13 protein-coding genes are annotated in these 14540 nt (G+C 44.8%); 8 read left to right on the top strand and 5 right to left on the bottom strand.

What is annotated here, in order from left to right; all coding sequences use genetic code 11:
* Window positions 1-53: 53 nt before the first annotated feature.
* The 8 genes from BTW00_RS02590 (at window position 54) to purF (ending at window position 8160) form a co-directional block, all read left to right on the top strand.
* Window positions 54-1370 (top strand): NAD(P)H-dependent glycerol-3-phosphate dehydrogenase, encoded by a 1317-nt coding sequence (locus tag BTW00_RS02590; RefSeq protein WP_075106101.1) that lies wholly within the window; start codon window positions 54-56, stop codon window positions 1368-1370.
* A 60-nt stretch (window positions 1371-1430) separates the two neighbouring features.
* Window positions 1431-1889, top strand: a complete 459-nt coding sequence (locus BTW00_RS02595) for a histidine phosphatase family protein (protein ID WP_058024979.1) — start codon at window positions 1431-1433, stop codon at window positions 1887-1889.
* Between the two features lie 160 nt (window positions 1890-2049).
* On the top strand, window positions 2050-3345 hold the full coding sequence (gene gspL / locus BTW00_RS02600; protein WP_075106102.1) for a type II secretion system protein GspL: 1296 nt from the start codon (window positions 2050-2052) through the stop codon (window positions 3343-3345).
* Window positions 3346-3378: 33 nt separating this feature from the next.
* On the top strand, window positions 3379-3948 hold the full coding sequence (gene gspM, locus BTW00_RS02605) for a type II secretion system protein GspM (RefSeq protein WP_058024981.1): 570 nt from the start codon (window positions 3379-3381) through the stop codon (window positions 3946-3948).
* Between the two features lie 281 nt (window positions 3949-4229).
* The gene (locus tag BTW00_RS02610) at window positions 4230-4631 is read left to right on the top strand and encodes a hypothetical protein (protein WP_075106217.1); all 402 of its coding nucleotides are present in this window, start codon (window positions 4230-4232) and stop codon (window positions 4629-4631) included.
* A gap of 224 nt (window positions 4632-4855) precedes the next feature.
* Window positions 4856-5890, top strand: coding sequence for a quinone-dependent dihydroorotate dehydrogenase (locus BTW00_RS02615; protein WP_058024983.1), 1035 nt, complete (start codon window positions 4856-4858; stop codon window positions 5888-5890).
* 30 nt (window positions 5891-5920) lie between these two features.
* Window positions 5921-6418, top strand: a complete 498-nt coding sequence (locus tag BTW00_RS02620; protein WP_075106103.1) for a CvpA family protein — start codon at window positions 5921-5923, stop codon at window positions 6416-6418.
* 206 nt (window positions 6419-6624) lie between these two features.
* Window positions 6625-8160, top strand: coding sequence for an amidophosphoribosyltransferase (gene purF, locus BTW00_RS02625; protein WP_058024985.1), 1536 nt, complete (start codon window positions 6625-6627; stop codon window positions 8158-8160).
* A gap of 122 nt (window positions 8161-8282) precedes the next feature.
* Here the strand turns inward: purF and BTW00_RS02630 are convergent, their stop codons facing one another.
* The 5 genes from BTW00_RS02630 to secD all read right to left on the bottom strand — a co-directional run bounded on the left by BTW00_RS02630 (window position 8283) and on the right by secD (window position 14303).
* On the bottom strand, window positions 8283-8642 hold the full coding sequence (locus BTW00_RS02630) for an AzlD domain-containing protein (protein ID WP_075106104.1): 360 nt from the start codon (window positions 8640-8642) through the stop codon (window positions 8283-8285).
* Complete coding sequence (locus BTW00_RS02635) at window positions 8632-9363, bottom strand: AzlC family ABC transporter permease (protein WP_075106105.1); 732 nt, start codon at window positions 9361-9363, stop codon at window positions 8632-8634. The genes BTW00_RS02630 and BTW00_RS02635 overlap by 11 nt, the downstream gene beginning before the upstream one ends.
* Window positions 9364-9504: 141 nt before the next feature.
* Entirely contained in the window at window positions 9505-10914 is a 1410-nt protein-coding gene (locus BTW00_RS02640) for an MATE family efflux transporter (protein ID WP_178379240.1), read from the bottom strand.
* Between the two features lie 236 nt (window positions 10915-11150).
* Window positions 11151-12416, bottom strand: a complete 1266-nt coding sequence (gene secF, locus BTW00_RS02645; protein WP_075106106.1) for a protein translocase subunit SecF — start codon at window positions 12414-12416, stop codon at window positions 11151-11153.
* Between the two features lie 9 nt (window positions 12417-12425).
* Window positions 12426-14303, bottom strand: coding sequence for a protein translocase subunit SecD (secD, locus tag BTW00_RS02650; protein WP_075106107.1), 1878 nt, complete (start codon window positions 14301-14303; stop codon window positions 12426-12428).
* Window positions 14304-14540: the final 237 nt, after the last annotated feature.

Below are 14540 nucleotides of genomic sequence, written 5' to 3' on the forward strand. Positions count from 1 at the left end.
CTGGGAACAGTAGCTCCTATTGAGAATAAGTCAGTCAACATGGATAAAAGAACATGACAAGTCCTAACGATAGCAATCAAGATAATAACAGCGCTGATGATGAGACGATGAATAAAGCGTCTGAAAAACAAAGTGGTATGCTGGCAAGTATCTTAGAGCGTGCAAGTAAGTCAGGCATCGGCCGTAAAAAATCAACGCGCAGTCCAGTTGAGTCAGCAGTCGCAAAAGACATGGCAGAGATTCACAGCAACCCTACCAAGCTGCGTTTGGCGTTTTTAGGTGGTGGTAGCTTTGGTACGGCAATGGCAAATTTGGCTGCACGTAATGGCTGTGATGCTACGCTGTGGGTACGTAATAAACGTACGGTAAAAGCGATGGCAAAAACTCAAACCAATAAAAAATATCTGCCTGGCTACAAGCTTGATGACCGTTTGAAATACAGTCATGATTTGGCGGCTACCGTCAAAGACAAGGATATTATCTTTATCGCCGTGCCGGGATTGGCTTTTCGCGAAACGGTAAAAAACATTGCGCCTTTGATCAGTGGGCAGTCTATCGTATCGTTGACCAAAGGGATGGAGAAAGATACCTTTGCCATGATGAGCGACATTATTAAAGAAGTGTTGCCTGAAGTGAATTTCGGTGTTATGTCAGGGCCAAACCTTGCCATAGAAATCATGAAAAACATGCCGTCTGCCACGGTGATTGCAAGTGAGTCTGAGCCATTGCGTCATGCGGTACAAGCGGCCTTACACAGTGCCTTCTTTAGAGTGTTCGCGAGTGATGATGTACGCGGTGTCGAGCTTGGCGGCGCGCTCAAAAACATCTATGCCATCGCCATGGGTATGGCAGCTGCTTATGAAGTGGGTGAAAATACCAAAGCAATGATCCTTACTCGTGCCTTGGCAGAAATGAGTCGTTTCGGTGTTGAAGAGGGGGCCAATCCGCTAACCTTTTTAGGTTTGTCAGGAGTGGGGGATTTATATGCCACTTGTAGCTCAGAGTTAAGCCGCAACTATCGTATTGGTAATATGCTCGGTCGCGGCATGAGTATTGATGCTGCAGTCAAAAAACTGGGTCAAACTGCTGAAGGGGTCAATACGATTCAGCAAGTCCACGAAAAAGCCACTAAAGCGGGCATCTATATGCCTATCACCCATGCGCTCTATGCGGTCATTTATGAAGATAAAGCAGCATTAGGCGTGGCACTACATTTGATGGAAGCGGGTTTCCGTAGTGATGTTGAGTTTGTGATGGCGCATGATCATAGCAATGCTGCGCTTACCGCTCATATGAAAAACTCAAGTAACAGCGCTAAAGACAATACCAAAGACGACGCCAAAAGTAAAAATAGCGATGCTGATAAGTAAGATATTTTATTAAAAGGTACTATTGAGAGACAGTGCTAACTCCGCGCACCAAGGAAGGTTATGAAAATTATATTAGTACGTCATGGTCAAGCCGAAGATGAGACGCGTCCGGATAGTGCGCGTCAGCTGACTGACTTTGGGCAACAGCAAGCGGCACAGACGGCAGAGTATGTGACCACACACTATCATCCAGATTGTTTTATCGTCAGTCCTTATGATAGGGCGCAGCAGACGCTGGCTGCATTCCAGTCACGAATGCCAAACGTACTTTCAACAGTACAAGATAATATCACGCCCTCTGATGATGCCCGTGAGGCTTTAATTGATATTGCGAATATTGATGCAGAATGTCTGGTCGTTGTTTGTCATATGTCAATCGTCGCTTATATCGCAGGCTTGTTGACTGGTGATTATCCTGAGTCATTCTCTTTGGCAGAAGCCAGAGTGTTTGAAATGGAGTTTGTTATGACTGGGATGGCCACTGAAGTGGATCGTTTTGTACCTGATCAACCATACTAGGCTGACTTAGCCATTTCTTAGATAGGATGAATTCAGAGTGAGGCAATCATGCTAATTAAGCGACTGGCTCAGCAGATAAAATGACTCAATCCTTTCTAAATAGTAGCACTGCTTCATCACAGTACTTTTATAACCGCAGCAATAATCGAGGACACGTTTAGTGTTACATGTTTGGTTACGAGCGCAGCATAGCCCGCTAGCTGTCTGGCGCGAAGATGTACAGCAATGGCAGACGGTTGATGGTTGGCAACAGTTACAAACTCTCTATGGTCATCATAAATCGAATGGCCAAAAGGCAATTTGTTTATATTTCCCCTCAAGTCATGTATTGCAAGTAGACACAGCGCTTAATAATGCTCAGCTCAAGCAGCTGGGCAATAGTGGTAAGCAGTATTTGTTTGAAGAAACCTCCCTAACGCCAGTTGAGCAATTGGTTATTCGTCAGTTGAGCCATGCTGATACGACGCAGCTGTACGCATTGGCACAAAGCGATATTGAGGCATGGCAGCAAAGTGCTCAGCTCGTGGGTATGAATATAGTGGCACTACTGCCAGACTTCTTATTACTGCCACCGCCAGAAGAAGGTGCAGGTCAGCAAGTGACATTATATCAAGACGAGCAGACTCTGCTATTGCGCCAATCATTGCGCCAAGGTATGGCTGTCAGCTATTTGCCGTTGATCTTTGAGCGCTTTCCGCATTTAAGCGAAGTGATGTTGCTGACTTCTATTGAAGCCAATAGCCTTGCTATCAGTGATTCAGCCACTAATGAAGTGGATAGTATGGGTATCATTGATATCCCAGCAACATCAGCGACTACCAGTTCTATGGCGCAAACTAAAGCGCTGATCGCTGATCACCAGCTGTTATTAACGACCTTGCCTACGACACCAGCGCCCATTGATAACCCAGAACGTCATGCGCTGAACTTTTTTATCAAATCAACCGACTCACAGTTATCACCATATTTACGGGTGGCAATGATGGTTGCGTTATCGGCTTTAGTACTACAGATGGCAACTGATGGCGTGCAGTGGTACAAGTATAATAAGGCAACAGCTGCCACCAAGACTGAAATAGCAACGCAGTATCAATCTTGGTTCGCTGATGAGCCCCTCAGCACTCGAACCAAGCTCCAAGTACAGTTACAACCAAAACTGCTTAGCGACAGCCAAGCACCTGCATCACATATGGCAGCGCTGTCAAAGATATCCCCTTTAATCAAGCAGTCTTCATTGCGTGCGCAGACACTCGTGATGCAACCATCCGCACTCAGTTTTACGCTCATTGCACCTGATCGTGGCAGTTTGGATCAATTCACGAGCACGCTAGTAGCGCAAGGTTTGAATGCCAAGCTTGCGCAAGTGAGTAGTAATGATCAAGGTCAATTTAGTGCTCAGGTCACTGTGGATGTGGTGGAAAACAGCGATACGGCGAACACTCCAGCAGCATCATAATTCATCAGAGTATTGGTAAGAAAAGGTCAAAACATGAAACGATTACAGCGCCGTACCAAACGCAGTGCAGCTGTCTCTGCAACCAATACTAAGGCGCACGCATTCTCTGAGCGTATGAGCAGTTACCAAAATATGCTATCAACGCGCTGGCAAGCATTACCGCCACGCGATCAGCTAGCGTTAGCTATATTATCCGTATTTTTGTTGGTATTTATCGGCGGTTATGGTGGTTATAGCATTCATCAAGCGGCAAAAGAGAGCGAAAATGATTATCAGGAACAAGTGGCTGATTATTTTTGGTTGCGGGCGCAAGCAGGTAATATCGATAGTAATGCATTAAGTGCTGGCAATAACGCTAATGGAGAGGCTGACATGCCGCCTGCCAATCGCATTAGTGCGCTGCTAAATACCACAGGAATTACAGATGCTCAGGTCGTTGCGGCTGGTGATTCGGTGCAGTTAAGCTTTATCCACCCCAGTCAAGCTGTCGTAAGTACCGCTCTTGGCAAGTTAGAGCAGCAAGGTTGGCAGTTCACGCAGTTATCCATGCAGCAAGACCTAACGAATAAATCTATCCAAGTGCAAGCCACTGTCACTTTATAACTCGATACTGTTTAGTGGCAGGTATGGGCTTAATAGTAGAATATGAGTAACAGAACATGATATGTTCCAATCCAATTTATTAGTAACTCGCTTTTCAAATGGCATTTTGAGTTAGATGTCATTGAAAAGCCTTTTATCTGTCACCATTAAATGTTTATTAGCCACTGCTAACGATAGATATTTAGCGTAAAGCACTTTCTTCATAACGATACTGATGAGCATAGCTTTCAGCAGACAAGATTACTGACCAGCAAGGACAACGCAAACCAATGAGTGACAGTATGAGCAACGATAAGCGCCGTTCTTTAACCATTTACAATCACATCACTTATTTCTTATATGTGATTAGCTATTTTACCGCTGGTCTGCTGTGGATCGTGCCGATTGTGATGAATTATGCCAAGCGCCACGATGCTGATGATACATGGTTATCCACGCATTTTGATTGGCAAATCAAAACGTTTTGGTACAGTATCGTTTGGTTTATTATCGGTATTGTCATCACAGCTTTTGCTTTAGGTGGTTTTGGTGTGAGTATGCTAGCTGATAGTGGCAATATCGCTATTGGTTCGACGTTACTGGCTGGCTTTGGTCTGTTGATTGTGACATTCACCTTTATCTGGCATTTATATCGAATTATACGTGGTTGGATTGCACTCACTGACGGCCGCCCAGTACCTTGATATAATATACTAGTTGTCTTTCGCTGTTGATTCAGTTGAGCTTAAAAGACAGTGAATTATTATGGCTATTTAATAAATGCTTGTATGCGCTGACGGTGGGTTAAATGTAGAAATTTACCGTGTGAAACTTTGCGCTTGTTTCTGTTAAGCTGATATAATCGCTCCGCCTGATTTCATTCATATTCTTTATCCACTATTTCTTTCGAGCAGGGTTTGCCATCACTATGTCTTATGCCTTACTTCGTCCTTTTTTGTTTAATATGGATCCCGAACACGCCCATGAGATGACGCTATCTTTATTAGATAAAGCACATAAAGCGCGTGTTTTAGGTTTGGCGTATGGTCAGTCAATGCAGCCTACTGACTGTATGGGATTACAGTTCTCTAATCCAGTGGGTCTGGCAGCAGGACTGGATAAAAACGGTGACTATATTGACGCGCTGGCTGAGCTGGGTTTTGGTTTTATAGAAGTAGGTACGGTCACGCCAAGACCGCAAGCAGGCAACGATAGGCCAAGACTGTTTAGAATCAAGCAAGCAGACGCCATCATCAACCGTATGGGTTTTAACAATGAAGGCGTTGATTATCTGATCGATAATGTCAAACGCTGCAAATACAAAGGCAATATCGGTATCAATATCGGCAAAAATGCGGACACGCCGGTAGAGCAAGCCGCAGACGATTATGTGTATTGCTTAGAGCGTGTGTACCCACATGCCTCATATATCACGGTCAATATCTCATCACCAAACACCAAAAACTTACGTGACTTGCAAAGTGGTGAGGCCCTGACCCAGCTGATGGATACGATTAAAAACCGTCACAGTCAACTAGCCACCGAATATGGTTTTTATGTGCCATTGGTGCTCAAGGTTGCACCTGATCTAGAGCCACTGCAAGTTGACTACATCTCACAGCAATTATTAGACTTTGAAATTGACGGTTTGATTGCAACCAATACGACACTGAGCCGCGTGGGTGTCGAAGACTTACGTGATGGTGATCAAATGGGCGGCTTGTCAGGTCGTCCGGTGAGCCACATTAGTACCCAGATTTTACAACAGTTCTCTGATCAGCTAGATGGTAAAGTTGCTTTGATAGGTGTGGGCGGTATCGATAGTGGTGCCAAAGCCGTCAAAAAAATCGAAGCAGGTGCAGACATGGTACAGCTCTATACAGGTCTTATATATAGAGGACCTGGGCTAGTACAGTCTTGTATTCAAGCAATCGGTGGTTATTATGATGCCATGGAAAGCTAGTCAAGTGAATAAAATGGTGAGGCGCAAGATATGAGCGGTCTAGATATTGTGATTGCTATTGTTGTCTTGATTGGTTTGTGGCGCGGCTTTCAAGTTGGCCTGATCAAAACAGCTGTGGGCTTAGTAGGCTGGTTTATCGCTCTTATCGCTGCGACCCGGCTCGCAGGATCGGTGTCGCCTCAATTATCTGGTATCGTGCAAAGCCCAGTGCTACAAATGGCGATGGCCTTTTTGCTGGTGGTAATTGTGATATTGGCGGTTATGCACTTGGTGGCTTTTGTATTCTCAGGTGTGCTCAAGACACTGCGTCTGGGTGTGGTCGATAAAATGGCGGGCGGGGTGCTTGGTGCTGCCAAAAATGTACTGATGGTATTGGTTGTGTTAAGTGTGACTGCGCCACTACTAGTACAAATGCCGCAATGGCAAACCTCAGTCCTTGCCCCTGAGCTGCTACCTTATGCACCTATGGGGAAAGCATTGGTATCAGATGTGTTGGGCATGGCTTGGGATCAAGTCAATCAGTCGTAATTTTCTATTGTTCTAATTCTTTTTATACTTCTAAACGTTCGCATGTGTTACTGATCATTGAAAACAGATGATCAAAAATTATCATGAAGTTTCTTGCAAAATCATCAGGTTAGCGGTGGACGACAGTGCGTGATTTTAGCCACATACTGTCAGCAGTTTTGCCGTTATTGTCGTACTAATGTATGAGTTAAATAGGATATAGCTATATGTGTGGAGTCATTGGAGTTGCAGCTCATGAGCCAGTCAATCAGATACTTTATGATGGTTTAACGATGCTGCAGCATCGCGGGCAAGATGCAGCAGGTATTGTTACTTTGCAAGATGGTCGACTTTACCTACGTAAAGAAAACGGTATGGTACGTGACGTATTTATGAATCGTCATATGATGAAATTGGTTGGTAAGTTTGGTATCGGTCACGTTCGTTATCCGACAGCGGGCACTTCTAGTAGCGCTGAAGCCCAGCCATTTTATGTTAACTCACCTTATGGTATCACGCTTGCGCATAATGGCAACTTGACCAATGCTGAGAGTTTGGCCAAATCTTTGTATATTGAAGATCGTCGCCACCTCAATACCGATTCAGATTCTGAAGTGCTACTGAACGTACTCGCACATGAGATGCAAAATCTAGGTAAGACGCATCCAACAGCTGATGACATCTTTGAAGCGGTAAAAGCCGTCTATAGACGCTGTGAAGGTGCTTATGGCGTTGTGGCCTTGATTACTGGTCATGGATTACTAGCGTTCCGCGATCCAAACGGTATCCGTCCGCTTATCTTTGGTAAGCGTATGGCAGAAAACGGCGGCACCGAGTATATGGTCGCCTCTGAATCAGTCGCATTGACAGGTTCTGGCTTCACTATCGTTCGTGATGTAAAACCAGGCGAAGCTATTTTTATTGATTTGAACCATAAGCTGCATACGCATCAATGCGTAGCGCCAAAAGAATATACGCCTTGTATCTTTGAGTATGTTTACTTTGCCCGTCCAGATTCTATTATGGACAATATCTCGGTATACAAATCACGCCTACGTATGGGTGAAAAATTGGCTGACAAAATTCTTGCAGAGTGGGGCGAGGATCATGATATTGACGTGGTCATTCCGATTCCAGATACGTCACGTACCTCAGCGATGGAGCTGGCGCTAAAAATGAACGTCAAGTACCGTGAAGGGTTTATGAAAAACCGCTATATCGGTCGTACGTTTATCATGCCAGGTCAACAGCAGCGCAAAAAATCCGTTCGTCAAAAGCTAAGTGCGGTGCCGTTAGAGTTTAAAGGCAAAAACGTACTATTGGTTGATGATTCAATCGTTCGTGGTACGACGTGTCATGAGATCATTCAAATGGCACGTGATGCAGGTGCTAATAAAGTGTTTTTTGCGAGTGCTGCGCCACCAGTGAAGTTTCCAAACGTATACGGCATTGATATGCCAGTGCGTACCGAGCTGATTGCTTCAGGTAATAGTGTTGAGGAAGTACGTGAGATCATTGGCGCTGACCGTTTGATCTTCCAAGACCTAGATGATTTGATCGATGCCGTAAAAGATACCAAGCACAGCAGAGTCGAAGGGTTTGATTGTGCTGTATTTAATGGCTGCTACATTACTGGCCAGATCAATGAAGCGTATCTTGACCATCTGCAAGAGCAACGTAATGATACGGCTAAAACTGGCAAGAAAGGCGTGCAGATAGTGGCTGATACCCCAGTCGATATGATGGGTGTTGAAGAGCTTTAAGTTAGATAGTGATAAATATATTGCTTGAAAATAAAAAGCTGGACTCTTAATATAGTCCAGCTTTTTTTTGCCAAAAATACCAGTAAAATCAATGCTGGGTGTTGGTATAAGGTTAGCTGCTATTAAGTCAAAAAGTTGGTAAATATCCAGACAAAACCATTGATCGCGGCAATACCGACAACCATGCTAACCAAGAGCTGGCGGCTAATATGATAAATAAAAAGTACCAGTATAAGCGCACAAATCTGGGCCATTAACAGATGTAGCTCAGGATCACTCAAGGCAATATCCACTGGCAAGTTCTGATATGACAGACTGGTTAAGATAAGTAAGACCATCACTGACAACGGTAAGCTCTCATTCAGTCGATGCAGCCAAGGCGTATCTAAAACTTTTCTAGGGATTAATGCTGGTAACGCACGAGTGATGAACGTCACTGCCGCCATCGCAAGCGTCGCAAAAATAAGATAACTACTGGTCATAAGATTCTCCTATTTCATGACGCTGCATCCAAAATCCACGTACCAAAATCATCAGCATGCAGATAGTAATGGCGACTAGCAGCAACCAATCGCTGGTAAATAGCGAGGCAATGACTAAACCAATGACAGCAATACCAATCGGGAAGTAGCGCTGGATACTTTGAAATTGCTCATAAGCCAAAATTGCAAACAGACAAACCAAGGCAAAATCCAAATGTGGAATTAAGTCACTAAGCGTACTTCCAATTATCACGCCAATGGCACTTGCGAGCACCCACCAGCTTTGGTTAAATAAGCTAATAGGGAGTATGAGTGCTTGTCGTGCCTCGTTTGGCAAACTGGTCATGACTGAAAAAGTCTCGTCAGTCAGGGCAAATAAGCAATACGTTTTTGCCAGTCTATGTTTTGGTAGATATTGCAATAGTGGTATACCATAAAACACGTGACGTAAATTAATAGCGGCGATATTGGTCGCGATATTACCGATCGGCAGACCAGCGCTTAGCATTGGCAAACAAGCATATTGAGCCGCTCCAGCATAGAGCACAATGCTGAGCATAACCGTTGCCCATACAGGAATACCAGCAACTTGTGCCAGTACACCAAAGGCAATGCCAGCAGGCAGATATCCCATGGCAACGGGCAAGCTTTTTTTGAAGCCCTCAGCCCAATCGTGAGTGCGTTCTTGTTGATGACTGAGTTCGTTTGAATGAGTGGTCACATGGCATCCTAAATTTTCTTACACTGTTTTTATAAACGGATTGTTTTACACTTAAAAATAAACACTGTATTGCGTCAAAACGGTATGTGATGGCTGTATGATAAATGACTGCGTGATCATTGGCTGTACAATAAAAAGTGTTTAAGCCTCTGGTTGTAGATTTTCATAACTGCGTGATTGATGAGCACGAAACAAAAACCCGCCCAAGATAATTAATCTCAATAGCAATAAACACCAAACACTGAGCCAAATCCCTGTCATGTCCCATTGCTGATAAAGCAGCCAGCTCAACGGAAAGAAAATAGCAGCTAGTATCAGTGCAGCATTACGAATCACATTGCCTGCTGTCAAACCAAAAAATATACCATCTAACCAGTAGGCTCCAACACCCACGAGGGGTAACAATACGGCATATAGGTGGTACTCATAGGCGAGGGCAAACACCGATTCAATATTGGTCATAAAATCTAGATAACTTGGCATAGCAAGCCACCAGATAGCGCTCAGCAGGATTGCTAGGCCATAACTGACAATGCCCGTGCGTTTTATGATCATCAAAAAACGTGGCCAGTCACGCCGACCAGCAGCTTGTCCGCTCAAGGTCTCAGCAGAGACAGCAACGCCATCAAGTGCAAAAGCTGAGATGCTCAATACCTGTAGTAAAATGGCATTGGCGGCCAATATCACATCGCCACTTTGAGCCGATAGCCGAGTAATCCAAGCAAAGCTCAACGTTAAAATAAGAGTACGGACAAAAATATCTTTATTTAAAGAAAATAGCCTAAGTATTTTCTCTTTTGTAAAATGCTGTCTATCAGCTTTGAATAATGCGGCCCAAGATATTTTTAAATGATGACGACTAAGCCACAGTGCCAATAATACACCTAACCAAAATGCAATGGTCGTACCCAGCGCCACACCGACCAATCCCATTTGCATGATAAACACAAAAAATAGGGTCAGCACAATGTTGAGGACAGCGATAAACCCTTGCTGATACAGCATATATCGTGTCTTGCCTTGCCCTGCAAACCAACCTATAAAGGCAAAGTTCATCAGCTCCGCTATGACGCCCCAAAAGCGGACATCTAAGTAAGTTTTGGCAGCGAGACCACTTTTAGGATTGGCTGATAACACTTGTAACCCAAAATCGATCAGCCAAGGTTTTGCGAGTAGCAAAATGACACCAATGATGAACGCCAACAACAAAGCGCGCTGTAAAATAGACAGTAACGGTGAGGCTGTTGTCGCAGTGCGGTCGTTGTTGTCAGCATGATTGGCCAGCTGTCCTAAAGCTTGCGCGGATAGACCAGAGGAGGCGTATTGTAAAAAGTTAAAGCTGACAAGTAACAAAGATAGCAGCTGTATTGCCAAACCCATGCCAGCCAGTTTGGCCGTCTCATTCATATTACCCACAATGGCTGTATCGATCACACTTTGCAAGGGCATGGCCAGATTAGCCAATAGGACAGGTAGGGCAATCGCAATGATACGCTTATAGCTGGTATCCATAGGCGGCATGGCATTAGGTATTGAGGAATTCGCTGACATTGTTGGCTCGTTTATACTGAGGCGATAAAGAGGGCAATATATTATTTAATCTGTGGCAAAACAGCAGTGCAATACAGTTGATATGTGAGGCAAAATAGCTATAAAAGACAAAAGCACCTAGACTCACTATTCATAAGTCAGGTGCTCTTGTCGAAACATTATTACTATTTCATCAGCGATAATACAAAGGCTAACCGTACGCTACATAAGTGTACTACGTCCTCTAATATACCTTACTAGACGTTGTCTTGCTCAAACATTTTTGGATCATTAAAAGTGACAATCTCTTCTTCAAACTCTGGCTTCACTTTTACGATAAAATCATCGCGTGATAGACCCATACGTAATGGAATCGAGCTTGCGATGTAGGTCGATGAATACGTACCTGCTAGCAAACCAATAAATAATGCGACCGAGAACCAGTATAGTCCTTCACCGCCCAAGAACAACATGGCCAAGACGACCAATAACACCGTTGAGATGGTCATAATGGTACGGCGTAGGGTTTCAGTCAAAGACAAGTCAATCGTCTGCTCTGGGGTAATACCACGGACGCGGCGGAAGTTTTCGCGGATACGGTCATAAACAACAATCGTATCGTTCAATGAATAACCAATCAACGCCAATACAGCAGCTAATACCGTTAAGTCAAAAGGGAAGCCAAATAGCGCAAATACACCAATGGTCACCACTGCATCGTGAAATAGCGATAATACGGCACCTAACGATAGTTTGAACTGGAAACGTAAGGCAACATAACCAAGCATAGATACTAATGCTAGCACGAGTGCCATGACTGAGTTGAGGTAAATCTCATTACCCACTTGGCTACCAATGATATTGACGTTACTGATAGTAGCGGTATTGTTAGGTAGTGCTAATGCTTGAGTTAGGTCAGTATTCAGTCCATCAACGTTATCAGACTGGGGCGGTAGTCGTACCAGTAGCTCTTCACGTGTGCCGAGATATTGAACGACAGCATCATCAAAACCATTGTCTGCCAATGCTTGTACAACAGCAACTTGCTCAACAGGCTGCTCATAACGAATGTCCGCTGAGACACCACCAGTAAAATCAAGACCTAGATTTAGACCATTTACCGCGATCGCAATGATACTACCGATCACCATAAACAAAGATAGCAGCGCCATTGGCTTTTCTATCTTCATAAAGGGAATGATGCGCTGATTACCAACGGCTTTGATACCGCCCTCAGCCATGGCTGCGGCATCATCAGCCGCGTCACTTGCTGCTAGGTTAGGATCAACAGCAGTAGAGAGGGCTTGATTGTCTGTACCAGCTTGGCCTTTACCACCACCACGACGGCTGCTGCTCTTACCGGATTTGACCGTAGTAGGGTTATTGGTTTTGGTATTGCTACCTTTCCCATCACGGCGTGGTTTTTTGCGGCGGCGGGTACTTGCAGTAGTCGCATCACCGTTCGAGCCATTTCGATCAGGATTATTCTGCTGTTCTAAAGGGTTATTATTTTCGATCGCCATAATGTTCTCCTAACCGATGCTCAGACTTTTGATGGATTTACGCTTACCATAAGCAATTTGTACCAGTGCACGCGTCACCAAAATAGCGGTGAACAGTGAGCTGACAATACCAATAGCTAGCGTAACCGCAAAGCCTTTAATCGGACCCGTACCAATCGCAAATAGGATAAACGCGACCAATAAGGTTGTGATGTTGGCATCAAAAATACTACTAAATGCACGGTCAAAGCCCGCCACAATAGCAGATTTTGGCCGTACCCCATTGGCAATCTCTTCTCGTATCCTCTCAAAGATCAGTACGTTGGCATCAACCGCCATACCAATGGTCAAGACGATACCAGCAATACCAGGTAGCGTCAGTGACGAACCCAAAATTGACATAATCGCAATAATGATAATAACGTTCACTGCCAATGCCACGTTGGCAATCACACCGAACAGGCGATAGAAAATAATCATAAATGCAAAGACTAATAGATAGCCGACCTGCGTAGAGAATAGGCCTTTATCGATATTTTCTTGACCCAATGATGGGCCAATGGTGCGTTCTTCTACAAAGTACATCGGTGCGGCAAGTGCACCTGAGCGCAGTAGTAGCGCAAGCTCAGCGGCCTCAGCTGTGCTATCAAGACCAGTAATACGGAATGATGAACCCAGTACTGCTTGAATATTGGCACGGTTAATGACCTTGGTTTCAGCATAAGGCGTACGTACTTCAGTCGTCTCACCAGTCACTGGATCTTCTTCGTAAGTGATTCTTTGCTTGTTTTCAATGAACAATACAGCCATCTGTTTGCCAACAGCGGTGCGAGTGGCGTTTTGCATCAGCTTGCCGCCAGCACTGTCCAAGGTAATGCTTACTTCCGGTAGACCACTTTCATCTAGGCCAGTCTGTGCATTGGTCACTTTATCGCCCGTGACGATCGCTTGGCGATCTAGCAATACTGGTGGACCATCAAGTGTCTCAAATGGGAATGCTTCAGTACCTGCTGGAGGGATACCGCCTGTGTAGGTATCAGCGTCTTCTGCCACCATACGGAACTCAAGGTTGGCAGTACGACCAAGAACACGTTTCGCTTCAGCAGTGTCTTGTACACCGGGTAGCTCGACCACGATACGGCTGGACCCTTGAGATTGTACTAGTGCTTCAGTCACACCCAGCTCAGCAATACGATTACGTAGCGTTGTTAAGTTCTGATTGACCGCGTAACTATTGATTTCGTCAAGCGTGGCATCGTTGTATGACAATACCAATGCAGGACCTTGATCATCAATAGAAGACTGCAAGTTGAAAGTGTTACTCATCGAGCCTTGCAAGATGTTTTGCGCACGATTACGCGTATCTGTATCAGCAAAATGTAATACAACGCCGCGGTCTTCGGTTTTTATACCTTTAATCGCCACTCGCTCAGCGCGTAACTCGCGTCGCATATCGCGACTGGCACTGTTCAAGCGCTGTTCAAGCGCCTTGTCCATATCGACTTCTAGTACAAAACGGACACCACCGCGTAAATCAAGGCCAAGTTTCATCGGTCTGGCACCGATATCACGCAGCCACTGCGGGGTCGTTTGTGCTAAGTTGAGAGCGACCACATAGTCCTCACCCAAGTTTTGACGTAGTACTTCTTGCGCTTTTAGCTGATCGACTGGGTTGTTAAGACGTACCAGTGCACTGTTGCCCTCAAACGTACCATTATGATTCTCTAGACCTGCCTCTTCGAGCAAGCTTTGAGACTGGGTTAAAATGCCTTCAGACAATTGCGTACCGGCTGCTGCGCTCGTAATCTGCACGGCAGGTTCGTCAGGGTATAAGTTAGGAGCAGCATATAGACCGGCAATGATGAGCACGACGGCAATAAGTAAGTATTTCCAAGCGGGATATTGCATAATCACTTCTTTAAGTTGATAAACGACTGGCGACGTGAGCCACAAGTTAGCAGATGGGAAGTTAGCGACAGCAATGGTCGACTGCCATATTGAGCAGGCTCCATTGCGATCATCCGCGGTGATAGTAAAACATAAAACAGTAAAGCAAATAATACAGACGTATCTTTATCGAGTCACCAAAAATATCATTGGTGAAACAGGCAAAGTCAATATATCTACAGGCTAGGCTAGCTTATA

The organism is Psychrobacter sp. C 20.9 (assembly GCF_001921765.1).
In the GTDB taxonomy this organism is placed as follows: domain Bacteria; phylum Pseudomonadota; class Gammaproteobacteria; order Pseudomonadales; family Moraxellaceae; genus Psychrobacter; species Psychrobacter piscatorii_B.